This window comes from Mycobacterium sp. E2733 (assembly GCF_001667585.1).
Taxonomy (GTDB): Bacteria; Actinomycetota; Actinomycetes; order Mycobacteriales; family Mycobacteriaceae; genus Mycobacterium.
In genome coordinates this window covers 1-13,686 of record NZ_LZJZ01000086.1, presented here as the reverse complement: position 1 = coordinate 13,686, position 13,686 = coordinate 1, and the positions used below count along the sequence as shown (strand labels likewise).

General features: G+C 65.6%; 13 protein-coding genes and 1 pseudogene. 6 read left to right on the top strand and 8 right to left on the bottom strand.

Features of this window, described 5'->3' with window-relative positions:
- Positions 1-4: 4 nt before the first annotated feature.
- Both A5678_RS15725 and A5678_RS15720 read right to left on the bottom strand, forming a co-directional pair.
- A complete protein-coding gene (locus A5678_RS15725) occupies positions 5-622 on the bottom strand; it encodes an SIS domain-containing protein (RefSeq protein ID WP_197502156.1) in 618 nt (205 codons plus the stop codon).
- On the bottom strand, positions 610-1,626 hold the full coding sequence (locus A5678_RS15720) for a GHMP kinase (protein ID WP_066957790.1): 1,017 nt from the start codon (positions 1,624-1,626) through the stop codon (positions 610-612). The genes A5678_RS15725 and A5678_RS15720 overlap by 13 nt, the downstream gene beginning before the upstream one ends.
- A gap of 217 nt (positions 1,627-1,843) precedes the next feature.
- Here A5678_RS15720 and A5678_RS15715 point away from each other — a divergent pair, with 217 nt between their 5' ends.
- Complete coding sequence (locus A5678_RS15715; RefSeq protein WP_068043918.1) at positions 1,844-2,584, top strand: class I SAM-dependent methyltransferase; 741 nt, start codon at positions 1,844-1,846, stop codon at positions 2,582-2,584.
- Here the strand turns inward: A5678_RS15715 and A5678_RS15710 are convergent.
- A complete protein-coding gene (locus A5678_RS15710) occupies positions 2,581-2,844 on the bottom strand; it encodes a hypothetical protein (RefSeq protein WP_068043916.1) in 264 nt (87 codons plus the stop codon). The two genes, A5678_RS15715 and A5678_RS15710, sit on opposite strands and share 4 nt — an antisense overlap.
- A gap of 85 nt (positions 2,845-2,929) precedes the next feature.
- A complete protein-coding gene (locus A5678_RS15705) occupies positions 2,930-4,078 on the bottom strand; it encodes a M20/M25/M40 family metallo-hydrolase (RefSeq protein WP_068043913.1) in 1,149 nt (382 codons plus the stop codon).
- Positions 4,079-4,213: 135 nt separating this feature from the next.
- On the opposite strand from A5678_RS15705, the gene A5678_RS15700 reads away from it, so the two are divergent.
- The 4 genes from A5678_RS15700 (at position 4,214) to A5678_RS15685 (ending at position 8,227) form a co-directional block, all read left to right on the top strand.
- Entirely contained in the window at positions 4,214-4,819 is a 606-nt protein-coding gene (locus A5678_RS15700; RefSeq protein ID WP_068043911.1) for a TetR family transcriptional regulator, read from the top strand.
- Positions 4,816-5,634: a hypothetical protein gene (locus A5678_RS15695; RefSeq protein WP_068043909.1), complete on the top strand. Its 819-nt coding sequence runs from the start codon at positions 4,816-4,818 to the stop codon at positions 5,632-5,634. The genes A5678_RS15700 and A5678_RS15695 overlap by 4 nt, the downstream gene beginning before the upstream one ends.
- Before the next feature lie 86 nt (positions 5,635-5,720).
- Positions 5,721-7,661 carry an alpha/beta hydrolase gene (locus tag A5678_RS15690; RefSeq protein ID WP_068043907.1) on the top strand — a complete coding sequence of 647 codons (1,941 nt, stop codon included), beginning with the start codon at positions 5,721-5,723 and terminating at the stop codon, positions 7,659-7,661.
- A 92-nt stretch (positions 7,662-7,753) separates the two neighbouring features.
- On the top strand, positions 7,754-8,227 hold the full coding sequence (locus A5678_RS15685; RefSeq protein ID WP_068043906.1) for an LppA family lipoprotein: 474 nt from the start codon (positions 7,754-7,756) through the stop codon (positions 8,225-8,227).
- 125 nt (positions 8,228-8,352) lie between these two features.
- On the opposite strand, the pseudogene A5678_RS15680 reads toward A5678_RS15685, so the two are convergent.
- The 4 genes and pseudogenes from A5678_RS15680 to A5678_RS15665 all read right to left on the bottom strand — a co-directional run bounded on the left by A5678_RS15680 (position 8,353) and on the right by A5678_RS15665 (position 11,668).
- Positions 8,353-9,203 (bottom strand): annotated as a pseudogene (locus tag A5678_RS15680) (NAD(P)-dependent oxidoreductase).
- A 67-nt stretch (positions 9,204-9,270) separates the two neighbouring features.
- Positions 9,271-10,158, bottom strand: a complete 888-nt coding sequence (locus A5678_RS15675) for a thiolase family protein (RefSeq protein ID WP_231983681.1) — start codon at positions 10,156-10,158, stop codon at positions 9,271-9,273.
- A gap of 287 nt (positions 10,159-10,445) precedes the next feature.
- A complete protein-coding gene (locus A5678_RS15670; RefSeq protein ID WP_068044020.1) occupies positions 10,446-10,862 on the bottom strand; it encodes a Zn-ribbon domain-containing OB-fold protein in 417 nt (138 codons plus the stop codon).
- A gap of 35 nt (positions 10,863-10,897) precedes the next feature.
- Complete coding sequence (locus tag A5678_RS15665) at positions 10,898-11,668, bottom strand: SDR family NAD(P)-dependent oxidoreductase (RefSeq protein WP_231983680.1); 771 nt, start codon at positions 11,666-11,668, stop codon at positions 10,898-10,900.
- A 261-nt stretch (positions 11,669-11,929) separates the two neighbouring features.
- Between A5678_RS15665 and A5678_RS15660 the strand changes: the two genes are divergently transcribed.
- Positions 11,930-13,420 (top strand): aldehyde dehydrogenase, encoded by a 1,491-nt coding sequence (locus tag A5678_RS15660; protein ID WP_197502155.1) that lies wholly within the window; start codon positions 11,930-11,932, stop codon positions 13,418-13,420.
- Positions 13,421-13,686 lie beyond the last annotated feature (266 nt).

The window sequence follows — 13,686 nt, the reverse complement described above, 5'->3', positions numbered from 1 at the left end:
AGTCTCAGCAGGGCCGGGGAAACAGCGCCGCTTCGACCATCTCGCAGATCGAGTGGCCCAGGTGCAGGCAGGCCTCTTGGACCCGTCCGGTGTTGTCGCTCGGTACCCGGATGCAGAACCCGGCGACAGCGGCCACCTTTCCCCCGCTCGCACCGGTGAGCGCCACCGTCGTCATCCCGGCGCCGGCGGCCGCCTCGAGCGCGCGGACGACATTGGGTGAGTTGCCCGACGTGGTGAGGCCGACCACGACATCGCCGGCGCGGCCGGCGGCGAGCACCTGACGGGCGAACACCTCGTCATACGAATAGTCGTTGCCGATCGCCGTCATCGCCGCGGTGGCGTCCGGCAGGCTGAACGCGGCGAGACCCGGGCGGTCAAAAGCGAAGCGCCCCATCAACTCTGCGGCCAGATGCCCCGCGTCTTGCGCGGACCCGCCGTTGCCGAAGAAGATCACCTTTCCCCCGGCGCGCAGCGACTCGATCATCAGCCTTGCGATCTCGACGGTCTGCTCGGCGATGGCGCCCGACAGCATCTGCTGCTTGACCGCGATGGTGTCGGCCAATCGCTCCCGGACCAGCTCGGCGCTTGGCGTGACGACATCCGAGCGGCTCATGCCTGCCATGTAGTCAATCCCTTGCTCTCGAAAGCGAATTCGGTGATGGTGGCTCCGGCCGACTCGAGGCTCTCGATGAGGCGGTGCTTCTTCGCGAAGTCGCAGAACAGCAAGATGTAACCGCCACCACCCGCGCCGGTGATCTTGCCGCCGAGTGCGCCATTGCGCAGTGCCAGGTCGTAGAGCTCGTCGATGCGCTCGTTGGTGATGTACGGGGACATGCGCTTCTTCTGGGTCCAGGCCTCGCCCAGCAGGGCGCCGAAATCGTTCAGCTTGTTCGTGAGCAGGGCGGCCTTCATGGCAACCGCCAGCTCCTTCTGCGCCCGGAGCCCGGCCAGGGTGTCGTCCGCGCCGGTGGTGGCGCGCCGGGTCTGGTCCTCGATGACCCGGGCGGAGTCCCGCGTGATTCCCGTAAAGCACAGCAGCAGGCTCAGTTCGAGCTCGAACGCGGTCTCCTCGCGGATGCGCAGCGGGTTGACGATCACGCGGTCGGTGAACTCGATGAAGTTGAATCCGCCGAACGTCGCGGCGTACAAGTCCTGCATGCCACCCGTGATCCCAAGGTCCTCACGCTCGATGGCGCAGGCCAGCTGCGCGGTTTCATATTCGCCCATCGGCACGCCGTAGTGCTCGGCGAGCAGGCCGGTGAGCGCGACCATCATCGTCGACGACGAGCCCAGCCCCGAGCCCGGCGGCGCGCTCGAACGCAGCACCAGGTCGTAGCCGTCCGTGCCCTCCTTGCCGAACCTGCGCACGGCGGCCTTGATCAGATCCAGGCTGCCGTCGTAGAGGATCTCGCTGTCGAGCGTCATTTCGTGGGTGGTCTTGAAGTCCACCGACTCGATCGTGACCCGGCGATCGGTGCGCGGCGACAGCGATCCCTGCGCGTACCGGTCGATGGTCGCAGAGAGAACGCAGCCGCCTTCGGTGGTCGGGAACGGCGGTACGTCGGTGCCGCCCCCCGCGAAGGAAATCCGCAGCGGCGCACGCGCGCGGATTCGGGGCCGGGGCAGGGAATTCACTGTCGACGTAATCCGCTCAGCCGGCCGACGCGCGTCCCGCGATCGTCAGCGAAAGGTGCGCCACGTCTCAACCCCATCCATTGCCTGCGCGAGGCCCCACTGCATCGCCTCTCGAGAAGAGCCCTAGCGTAACAGTCGGACCGGCAGAAAAATCGGGTTTCACCTGCGGATTATGCGGACCCGTCCAATCCTTCACGAAAGCGATGAAATGAGCCAGGATGCAGTCGAATTGACCCGCGCTCTCCTTACCGAGGCCGCGGTGTCGCGGCACGGCTTCCTCGACGTATTGGGCGAATCGACGAGTTCGCCGGCGCCGACGTTCGCGCAGCGCGCCATGAACAGCCCCCTCGTCGCGACGGTCTATGAGCGGCTGTGGCGCCCGGCCGCGTTCTATGCGGCCAGCGGCGTCACCACCGGAGCCGAGCAGCGGCGCGCGGCGTCGGCGCTGCGGCTGTCCACCGCGGGCCGGTTACTCGACGTCGCCTGCGGCCCAGGCAATTTCACTGGGTCGCTGGCAGGACAGCTACCGGACGGCGGCCTGGCCGTCGGTTTCGACATCTCCGAGCCGATGCTGACGCGCGCCGTTCTGGACAACAGCGCGCCGCGCACCTGCTATGTCCGCGGCGATGCCCGCACGCTGCCGTTCGCCGACGCGACGTTCGACGCGGTCTGCTGCTTCGGCGCGCTGTACCTGATGCCCGAGCCGTTCCGCGTGGCACACGAAATGGTGCGGGTGCTCAAGCCCGGGGGCCGCATCGCGGTCCTCACCAGCTACGTCCCCGACCTGCCGCCGGTCCGGCATGCGATGACCGCCGGCGCCCGTGTCATCGGGCTCACCATGTTCGACCGGCACGCCTTCGTCGACGTGTTCTCCTCGGCCGGGCTGGTCGACGTCGAGCAACAGACGCAGCGGGCGCTGCAGTTCGTCGCCGCCGCAAAGCCGCGCTAGGAGGCCACCTTGCACACGCCGAGGACCCGGACGACGGGCGTGCCCGCCGCACACTCCAGCACCCAGGGATCGCCGCCTTCGAACAGCCCTGAGCTGGGTTCCGATGTCAGGGTGAACATCACCGGCTGACCGCTGCGCTGCGTCATCTGCGTGCATTCGACCCGGAACAGGCGATAGTCACCGCCCTGCTCGATGGCGAGCGAAAACCCCGGCCGCACGGACTCAACCGGCACCTTCTGCAGGTAGTAGTCAACGTTCATCCGTCGACCGTAGGACGGGTATTCCGGCGCGCCGGGCGCCGCCACGCGCCTCTTAAGCAATGTTCAGGCAAATTTTGGGGCGGTATTAATCTTCGGCGCGCGCATGAGCGCCGGGCTGCAGGACGAACTCGACGATGACGGCCGCCATGTCGTCGATCGCGCGCCGGGGTATGACCTCGTAACCGTGGGTGCTCAGCGTGGGCACGCAGAGCAGGCCCGCGCGCGGCGTCAGCCCGTTGGCCTTCGAGTGCGATGCATCGGATTCGAAGGCGCCCAATGCGGCCGCCTGGGGTGACAGACCCTGCTCGGTGGCGATGCTCATCAGGCGGTCGGCGACGTCTTTGTCGTAGACGCACAAGGCGTCGCTGTAGCCGACGATCGGCCCGCCGGTGACCGTGGTGCCGTACTCCTGCTCGGTCGGGCCGACCTCCAGCGCGAGGGTCAGGGTGCCGGGCAGCGACCCGCTGGCGTACGTGCCGCCCACCCCGCCGATCTCCTCGTTGGTGGTGAACACGAGGTAGAGGTCGTCGACGGGTCGCTGGCCGCGCTCGCGCAGCTGGGCGGCCGCGCGCAGCAGGGCGGTCACCGCGGCGCGGTCGTCGAGGAAGTAGCAGCCCAGGTAGCCGCCGAACTCGACCAGCGTCCGCTTGCTGCGGTCGACGCACACCCGGGTGCCCGGGCGCACGCCGGCGACCTCGAGCTCGTCGGTGCTCAGGCCGGTGAACACGTAGACGTGATGCCAATCCAGCGCGTGGTCACCTTGGTCGGGCTTGGTCTGCCAGATCCGCGGGCTCTCCTGTGTGGTGTGTTCGGAGCCGAGCGTGAGCACCGCGGTGAGCGTCTCGTGCTGGCCGAGCACGGCGACCGGGCCGAGGCCGAAGTTGCCCGGATACATCGTGCCTAGTTGGGTCAGGTGCAGCGTGCCGTCCGGTTCCACCCGCTTGACCAGCATGGACAGTTCGTCCATGTGCGCCATGATCCGCGTCGCGACGCCGGGTTCGGCCGCCGAGGACACCCGGTGCCGGTGCGCGCGCCCCACGCCTTCGGCGGGAGGAGGGTCGGCGGCGACGTACCCGATCAGATTGCCGGCGTCGTCGGTCCACATGTCGTCGACGACGGATTGCAGTTCCCGGGCACACACGGCGCGTACGTCGGCCTCCTGACCGCAAGGCCCGTATGCCCACAGGAGTTCTTGCAGCAGGCCATCGGTGGCGCTGTCCTCGCGCGTCGCCATTCGGTCCTTTCGGGTTCACGGCTCGTCCGAGGGATCAGTACCCGCGTCAGGTGGTGTGCAATCGCCGGCACACGCGCCGCCCTTCCGCTGACGTCCGTCATTGACGGGCGTCAGCAATTGGCCTATTTTGCGTTCATGGAGTCACCGGCGCCTGCCGAGGCTGCAACGACGGCGCGAAACGGCCGGGAGGCTCGACGACTCGAAACCCGGGCGCGCTTGTTCGACGCCGCGTTGGCCGAGATTGCGCAGCGCGGGTTGGCCGCTGCCGACGTCAGTGCCATCGCGGCTGCGGCGGGGGTGGTCCGCGGAACGTTCTATTTCCACTTCCCGACAAAGGAGCACGTTCTCAGCGAGTTGGAGCGCAGCGAGGAGACGCGCATCATCAGTGAACTTGGCGACGCCAAGGGCGATCTGGCGTCGATCCTTTCGCAACTCATCACGCACGTGCTCGATGCCGAACGGCGTTTGGGCGCAGCCGTTTTCCGCGACATGCTCGGTCTGCATTTTTCGTCATCGCGTCCCGTCGAAGACGAGCTGGCGCAACACCCCATCGCAGAGTTTCTGGTGGGCCTGATCAGACGGGCGCAATCCGCAGGGCAAGTCTCGCCCGAGGCGGATGCCAGGGAACTCGGGACGTTCTTTCTTACCGGGCTCTTCGCGCTGCTGGCGACCGGAACCCACGATCCTGCGCAGTTAAGCCGTTACGTGACAACGATTGTCAAAGGAATGGAGAAACGATGAACGGGATAGAGGGATACCGGGAATTTCTGGCCCGGCGTGACGGCGAAGCCGACCTGCTCAACAGGCGGTTGGCGAACCGCGAACAGTTCTTCACCGAACTGGAAGCGAACCCCGTCCGGTCGGCCCACCCCGCCGACCGAGGCACATTCCTTCGCAACCTGGGCCGCCGGCGTCCGGAAGCCGGGCTCGACCCGAAGATGCTGTTCCTGCTGGCAACGGCCAAGCTGAACCAGGCTGAGAGGTTCGGCGTCGGACTCGGCGAAACCTATGGGCGTAACAGCGATCAGAACCTGCCGCCCGAAAACGTCTACCTCGAACTCGAAGAGCACTACCACACTCGGCTGCTGGCCTACGCCCTGGACATCTTTGACTTGACATTCCAGGTCGTCCCCCCACCGTTTGTGATGCGCCAATTCGTCAAGACCAACGTGTTCCTTCCCGAGCGGGCGAGCTTTTGCTTCGTCGGAGCCGGCGAGATGGCGGGCTGCATCATGTTCGACGAACTACGCCGGGTCGGCATCAAGCTATTCGCCGACGAACCGGAGGTCGCCGAGCGAATTGAGCTGCTGTACAAGGAGATCCTGACCGACGAGATCGGTCATGTCGGTTACTGCGCATCGCGCTGCACCGCCGGGGAACGGGCGGTCATGCGCCGCATCTACCCATTGATTGGACGAATGTTCGCCCGTCAGACCGCCGAGATCAGCCTCCTGATCGATCCGAAGGCGTTGCACGCCCGGCTCGACCGGCCCTTCGACGTCGAGGAACTGACCGCCGACCTGGACAACGAAACTTATCTCGTCACCCACCCGTGACCGGCTACTTGAACGCGGGATCCCGCCGCGGGGAGTAACGTCATCAGCCTGTCCGGGGAACAAATGGCGAACTTTCTGGCGGTGCGATGCAGCTGGTCTGGCTGAATGTTGCCGATCTGATCGCCCAGGCCGGCGGCGATCCGTGGGCGATCAACCGCAGCCTGCAAGCCGGGAACCCGTTCGAGATCTCCCAACTGGCGAACGCCTTCCACGACGCCGGCCGATGCACGGCCGAGGCGGACCATGCGTTCCAGCAAGCCCGTCAGCGTTTCGACGCCGCCTGGAACCACCAGAATGGCGACCACCCGATCAACGACTCCGCCGAGGTCCAGCGCACCGTCAAATCGCTTGGCGCGCAATCGCTCCAACTGCCCAAGATCGCCGCCGACCTGGAGACCATTGCCGCCGCACTCGCCGAGGCGCAAAAAGCCGGAGCTCAACAGATCGCCGCGCTGGAACGGCAATTGCAGCTGCTCGACAAACTCATCGGCGCGGCGATGAAGGATTTGGAGGACCCCCGCCTCGACCCCAACAGCAGGTCCCAACTGGAATCGTTGATCAAGGACGCCGAAGCCGACGCCGCCGACGAGACCAGGGCTGCCCTGCACCAGCTGCAGTCGATCCGCGACGGCTACTCCGACACACTGCAGCAGTCATTGGGCGCCCTGCACGGCGATGGATACGACCAGTCCGGTATCCAGGCGGTCGAGGGTCCGCTGTCGCCGGTACCGGACCTGCCCGATGACCCCAAGCAATTCGCGGATGTCTGGAACACTCTTACGCCCGCGCAGAAAGACCGGGAGTACCAACGGAACCCGATGATCGGAAATCACAACGGGATGCCCGCGGTGGACCGGGATCATTACAACCGGCTCAATCTCGCCGACGAACTGGGCCGCGCTCAGGCCGCCGCCGCACAGGCCGACGGACTGAGGGCCCAGCATCCCGATTGGGCGGCGGGCAAGAACATTCCGCCACTCAACGAGCCCGGGGCGATTTTCGACGACCGCGTCGCGTACGAGGCCTGGCAACGCCAATACGATGCCGCCCGGGACGGGGCCAAGTACCTGCCCGACCTGCAAGCCGTCGATAAGACCGTCAAAGCGAGCCCGGATCGAAAGCTTATGCTGCTCGACACCAAAACCGGCAAGCAGGCGCGCGCCGCGGTCGCGGTCGGAGACCCCGACACGGCCACCCACGTATCGGTCACCGCACCCGGGTTGAACACCACCGTCCACGGCGCCATCGGGGGCATGGTGTCCGAGGCGACCGACGCCAGAAAGGAAGCCCTCCGCCAATTGAGCCTCACCCCCGGTCACGAACACGACACCGTCTCGGCCATCGCGTGGATTGGTTACGACCCGCCGCAGGTGCCCGGCTTCGACGATGTCGGCAAATCGCTCGTCGGTGGGTGGGACGTCAGCCATGACGCGGTCGCCAGAGCCGGTGCCCATGACCTGGCCGGCTTCTACGACGGGATACAGGCCGCCCACCACGGCGGGCCCGCCGACCTCACGGCGATCGGACACTCCTACGGGTCGCTGACCACCGGCCTGGCCCTGCAAGAGCCCGGCGACCACGGGGTGTCGCGGGCGCTGTTCTACGGCTCCCCGGGCATCGAAGCCTCCACACCGCAACAGCTTCACCTGCAGCCGGGTCACGTGTTCGCCATGGAAACGCCCGACGACCCGATCCAGTGGACGTACGACGGACCCGCCATCGCTCACGACGTGGCACCGTTCCTGCCGCCGCCCCTCCGAGACCTCGCCGAAAGTGTGCTGGGCGCGGCCGACGCCTCCGGCGCCGGCCACTTCGGCCCGAACCCGGCCACCAACCCCAACTTCACCCACCTGGCCACCGGTCCCGCGACCGTGCCCGACGGTCACGGCGGCACCATCAACCTCGAAGGCGCGCACGGCCACAGCGATTACCCCCGCTTCCCCGACGGCGGAGGGACCAGGACGACCAACTACAACATCGCCGCCGTCCTCGCCGGACTCGGAGACAAGGCGGTTCCCACGAAGTGAGCAATCACCAGACCAGCCCCCGGAACCTGCAACGCCACGGAATTCTCTGCACCGCCGTGGCCGCAATCGCACTAGCCGCAGGAGGATGCCACGTGAACCAGCCCTACGCGCCCACCCCACCGAACGACGCGGTCAAGGCCCTCCAGGTGCTCAAATCCCTGCCCTCGTTCGAGGACACCCAGACCCAGGTGCAGGCAGCGATGAACGAAATCACCGCGGCCGCAAGCAAACTGATCCCCTCGATCACGTGGGAGACACCGCACGAGGGCTCGGGCGACAACTGCGAGCGGCCGTACGAGCAAACCGACGGCAAACGGTACTTCCTGCCCGACGCCGTTGCCGCCAACGTGGCCGTCTCCGAGCGACAGTGGGCGGCGATCCAAGAGGCCGCCAAGCAGGCGGCCGCCAAGATCGACGCCACCGAGATACAGGTGATGCAGAACAACCCCGGGAACCACGACGTGGGCTTCTACGGCCCCACCGGGATCTTCATCAAGGTCGGCTACCGGGGAAACCTCGTCGTCTCCGGCTACACCGGCTGCCGATTACCGCGCGACAAGAAATAGCTGGGTTCGGCCGTCGGGAAGCCTTAGCTAAACAACACGTTGCATGGCGTCAGCTGATTCGACTTTGCCGAGCTGAGATCCGTAGGCCACGCAGCACTCTGGCTATGGTGCTCGCTGCCTGTCGGTCAAGGAGACTCGGTCACATTCGAGTGCGGCACGTCGAGCCCTTCGGCGAGATCCCGCAAGGCGATCTCGGCCAGCGGTAGTTTCACGTCCAGTTCCTTGCCGAGATCCAGCGCGAGTCCCAGGTCCTTCTCTCCGAGCGCAAGGGTATGCAGGAAGGGCTGATAGAGAAAGTGATCCGCAGCGAGCGGCCGGCTCATGTCGTCACGGAACATCATCGCGCCGGGGCCTTCGCTCTGCGCATCGGTATGACGCACTATTCGGCCGAGTGCTTGAATATCCAAGCCTGCCCGCTGAGCAAGCGTCATCGCTTCGCAGGCAGCCGCAAACGAAGTGGAAGTCAACATGTTGCGTGCCAGCTTCATCCGTGTCCCAGCGCCCGGAGCTCCGGCGTGAACCACCATCGAAGCCCACGATTTGAACGCCGGCTTGATCGCTCGTAGACCTCACGCTCGGCGCCCACCATGACAGCCAATTCGCCGGTCTTAACCGCTTCCACGCCGCCGCTCACTGGCGCGTCAATGACGTGAATGCCGTTAGCTGCCTGCTCTCTAGCCAATTCGACCGCTGTGTTGGGGTGGATCGTAGAGTGGATCGCGATGACGGTACCCGGCGTTGTGTGCGGGGCGAGTTCGGCCACCACGCCGCGCACTTGGTCGTCGTTGAGCACCATGACACTGATGACGTCAGCCGCGGACACGTCACGCACACTGTGGGCGACTTGCGCTCCGCCTTCGGCGAATGGCGTTGTGGCATCGGTCCGAATGTCGAAGACGATCAATTCACCGGGCCAGTCGAGCAGGCGCTTGGCCACCGGCGCACCCAGATTCCCAAGCCCAATGAAGCCCAACATCAGCGTTTGCTCTTTGGCCACGGGTATTCCTCCTCGCAGTGGACGTTCTCTTCGCTCAACCGCATTCTCACGCCCGCCGCAGCAACATTGCGGTGGTGCCGCTGTTGGCCGCTCCCACCCCGACGGCAGCTAGCCTGGCATTGTCGACCTGTCGCGCACCACCCTGCCCACGGATTTGCAGACAAGCTTCATGGAGATGCCCGAAGCCGTGCAGCCGCCCCCCCGACAACTGCCCTCCGGCGGTGTTGACGGGCAGCTCTCCGCCGAGCGAGATGCGCGCGGGGTTCGCGACCCATGCGCCGGATTCTCCAACCGGGCAAAAGCCGAAATCCTCCAGCCAGCAGAGCACGAAGACGCTGAAGCCGTCATACAAAGATGCGACGTCGACGTCGGCGACCTGGAAATCAGTGCGCTCCCAGATGGTGGACCAACGCGAACTGATGCGGGTAATGTCTTGTCCCCCTTCCCACATGAAGCGGTCATGGTGGGCGCAGTCGAGGGCTTCGACGGTCACCGCCGGGTGATCGAGACCCGTTGCGTGCTCAGCACGCGAGATGACAAACGCGGTCGCCCCGTCGCAGGCGATGTCGCAATCGAACATGCACAACGGGTCGGAGACCATTCGTGCGCTCAGGTAAGTATCCAGGTCGAGCGGATCGCGATAGATCGCCGCGGGGTTGCGCGCCGCGTGCGCCCGCTGCGCGATGGCGATCGACGCCAACTCCTCACGGGCCAATCCGTATCGCAGCATCCGCGCGCGAATCTGCAGTGCGGCCAGGTTCGCCGCCGTGGCACCAAATGGCATCTGCCAGGCCATCATCCCGCTGGGGCGTCCACCCTCAAAGCCATAACCCTTACGTCGCCCGGCGCCCTGCGCGGTGCCCTCCCAGATGCTGCGCCAGCACAGCACGTGACTGGCCAGCCCGCCGGCAACAGCAAGCATCGCGTCCACCACCGCGCCGAGTTGGCCCGGTGATTCCACCCCTCCGGCGACCCAGTTCGGCTTGATTCCCAGGGCGTCGTGAATGTCGCGCAGTGAGGCCCCGGAGAAGCCCCGGCCCGGCTGGGATGCACCGGGATACGTTGTCAGGCCGTCGATTTCGTCTAAAGTCAGACCGGCATCCGCGACTGCGGCCAAACACGCTTCGACAGTGAGTTCTAGGCCGTCACGTCCCAGTCGACGTCCGATTGCCGACTGACCGATACCACTGATGATGGTCCGGTCGGTCAACGTATGACCCATCAGCGCTCCGGCTCGAACAATGGAATGAACACCTCGTCGTCTCCCACGATGCGTCGGTCAAAGGTGACCCGCACGGGCATGTTCGCCGCGACCTCATCGGGATTGACATTCACCAGGTTGGTCAGCAGCCGCGCCTGTTGGTCCTCGACTGGGTTGACGAATGCGATCACATAGGGCGGGGGAAGCCAGGGGAACCACTGGTGGCGGTTAATAGTCCACGACTCCACCCGGCCGCGACCGCTGAGCTCCACGTATTCGGGTACCGCGTGGTCGTAGGGGCAACGCAGCGCTGGCGGCTGAAGCAGCCGCCCGCAGCCGGCGCACTGTTGCATACACAGCACGCCTTGCGCACCCGAAGTCCAGAAGGGCCGGTTCAGCTCGGTCAGCGCCGGAGCAGCCCGCTCAACCCCTGGCATCTGCGTGACGCGTTGCACTTTCCGTCGCCCGGCAGCTATCCGAAGACCCCGGGCGATTGCGAGTAGTCCACCGTCGAAAGCTCGGTCATGCCACCATCGACGTGCAGCACGGTTCCCGTCACGAATGCGGAGCCGTCACCCGCTAAAAACGCGACCGCGGGTGCGATCTCGCCCGGATCGGCGCCCCGTTTCATCGGCGAGGCGGCCGCGGTCCGGGTGTAGTTGTCCCATTCGGTACCGATCATCTTGCGCTGGGCATCGGTCAGGGCGAATGGGCACACCGCGTTGACCCTGATGCGGTGGCGCGCCCACTCGTTGGCGGCGACCTTCGTCAGTGCGGCCACGGCACCCTTGGCCGCCGAGTAGGGGGATGTGTAGGCAATGCCGGCCAGGGCGGACCCGGATACGAAGTTGATCACTGACGCGCGCCCCGACTCCCGTAGGTACGGAAACGCAATCTGCATGAATCGGAAGGTTGCCTTGGGGCCCGTCGCCTCAGACAGATCCCAGTCCTTTTCGGTGACCAGTTCGAGCGCCTTCGGCATGGCAAAGAACTGGGCCGCATTGACCAGGATGTCAATGCGGCCGCCTCCGCGTTCGGCGACCTGATTCACGGCGGCCTCGATCGCTTCACGTTGCGCCACATTGGCTTTGATGAAGGAGGCGCGCCCGTAGTTCGCTCGAATCCGCTCGACGCGCTCAAGCCCTTTCTCCTCGTTCAGGTCGACGATGGTGACATCGGCGCCCAGGGCGGCCAGTTCCTCGGCGCTCGCGCCGCCCAACCCCTGGGATCCGCCGGTGACCAATGCGTATCTGTCTTCCAAACGAGCCAAGACCACTCCTTGCCGCGATGTACAATGACACACTATACGTTCAGTTATTCGATGATTGCAGACCGTCGACGCCACGACTCACCGGGGCATCGACCACACACGTGTAGACGCGCAAAGCACGATGACACGGCCGTCTTCGCCTAGCCGGCCCGAGATGCCTAGCACCAACGTAGGGCCCACATACGCGATCAGACTGGATACAGCGATACAGACTATGTCGTATTGTTCAGAGCTGTGACACCGATCTCGATCCTGCCTCATCTGTCCGCGGCGAACCTGCCGCCGGCCCGTATGTTCGTCAACGGTTCGTGGGTGGACGGGGCCGCGGACACGATCGAACATGTCCACCCGGCGACCGGCGAAGGCGTGTTTCGAACACCCAACGCCGACAAGTCGAGGGTTGATGCGGCGGTGGCGGCGGCGCGTGCCGCATTCGATGGCGGCCCTTGGCCGCACCTGATGGGTCGGGATCGGGCACGCTATCTGCACAAGATTGCCGACCTCATCCGCGCAGATGCCGCAAATCTCAATGCCCTTCTGTCGCTGGACAATGCGACCCCAAGTTCGTTCGTGGGTTTCTATCAAATGGGTGCCGAATATCCGGCCGACGTCTTCGACACGTATGCAGGCTGGGTAGACAAGCTCACCGGCGAGACCTACCCACAGTGGGAGCCCACCCAACCATTCACCTTCACCACTCACGAACCAGTCGGCGTGGCAGGAATCATCACCCCGTGGAACGCCCCGATGAGCCTGTTTGCCCAGAAAGTGGCTCCCGCTCTGGCAGCGGGCTGCACCTTGGTGGCCAAGCCCTCGGAGCTTTCCCCTCTCGTCAGTCTGCGTATCACGGAGTTGATCGCCGAGGCTGACCTGCCGGCGGGCGTGTTCAACGTGGTGACCGGACCCGGCGATCCGGTGGGAGCGGCGCTCGTCGGCGACCCTCGAGTGGACAAAGTGTCATTTACCGGCAGCCGCGCGGTGGGCGGTGCGATCGCCGCCGGTGTCGGAGCCCGCATCGGGCATGTGTCGCTGGAGCTCGGCGGTAAGAGTCCGGCGGTGATCTTCCCCGACGCGGACGTAGACAGAGCGGTCGGCATCGCGGCGGGCAATGCATTCCTGGGATTATCGGGCCAAGTCTGCGTATGCCAGTCACGGATCCTGGTGCATCGCGACATCTATGACGACGTGGTGAACACTCTGATCGGCTTCGCGTCCGCCGCGACGTTCGGTGACCCGTTCGACCCGGCAGTGTCGGCGGCCCCGATGATCAGCCCGCAGCACATGGACCGCGTGGTGGCCCACATCAACCGTGCCGTCAACGACGGGGCTGAGGTCGCCGCGGGCGGGGGCCGTGCTGCAGGCGCCCCGGCGTCCGGCAACTTCGTCGCACCAACCGTGTTGGTCAACGTCGACAACTCGATGGCCGTGGCCCAAGACGAGATCTTCGGGCCGGTGTTGTGTGTGATTCCCTTCGCCGACGAAGACGACGCCATCCGGCTGGCCAACGACACCCCCTACGGATTGGCAGCCGCCGTCTACACCCGCGACGTCGGGCGAGCGCTGCGCGTAAGCCGCGCCCTGCGAGCGGGCAACGTCGGTGTCAACAGCTGGACGTTGCAGCCGCACGCGCCGTTCGGCGGGATGAAGCAGTCGGGGCTGGGCCGCGAAAACGGTCGCCTGGGACTCTTGGAGTACCTCGACACCAAGACGACTTTTCTCGGCTGATGCCGACGCTCAAGGTCTTGCTGACAACGCCGTGTCGGTGCGCTTCAACACCGTGACAGCGCGCGTCGCATAGCATCAAGGGGTGAGGCTATAGCCCTGAGGGCGTGGAGGAGTGAGATGCTGACCGACCCGAAGACCGGCGAAGCGGAGATCACCGACGAGTTCGACCGCCGCGACCAGATTCTCGACGCGGCAAACGAATGCTTCACACAGCTCGGGATCCAGCGCACGAGCGTTCAGGACGTGGCGCGGATGGCGAACGTTTC

What these genes read in the sequence shown, in the direction of transcription:
- A5678_RS15725 (WP_197502156.1), bottom strand. Translation starts at nt 622, where the DNA reads ATGGCAGGCATGAGCCGCTCGGATGTCGTCACGCCAAGCGCCGAGCTG.
- A5678_RS15715 (WP_068043918.1), top strand. Translation starts at nt 1,844, where the DNA reads ATGAGCCAGGATGCAGTCGAATTGACCCGCGCTCTCCTTACCGAGGCC.
- A5678_RS15710 (WP_068043916.1), bottom strand. Translation starts at nt 2,844, where the DNA reads ATGAACGTTGACTACTACCTGCAGAAGGTGCCGGTTGAGTCCGTGCGG.
- A5678_RS15705 (WP_068043913.1), bottom strand. Translation starts at nt 4,078, where the DNA reads ATGGCGACGCGCGAGGACAGCGCCACCGATGGCCTGCTGCAAGAACTC.
- A5678_RS15700 (WP_068043911.1), top strand. Translation starts at nt 4,214, where the DNA reads ATGGAGTCACCGGCGCCTGCCGAGGCTGCAACGACGGCGCGAAACGGC.
- A5678_RS15695 (WP_068043909.1), top strand. Translation starts at nt 4,816, where the DNA reads ATGAACGGGATAGAGGGATACCGGGAATTTCTGGCCCGGCGTGACGGC.
- A5678_RS15690 (WP_068043907.1), top strand. Translation starts at nt 5,721, where the DNA reads ATGCAGCTGGTCTGGCTGAATGTTGCCGATCTGATCGCCCAGGCCGGC.
- A5678_RS15670 (WP_068044020.1), bottom strand. Translation starts at nt 10,862, where the DNA reads ATGCCAGGGGTTGAGCGGGCTGCTCCGGCGCTGACCGAGCTGAACCGG.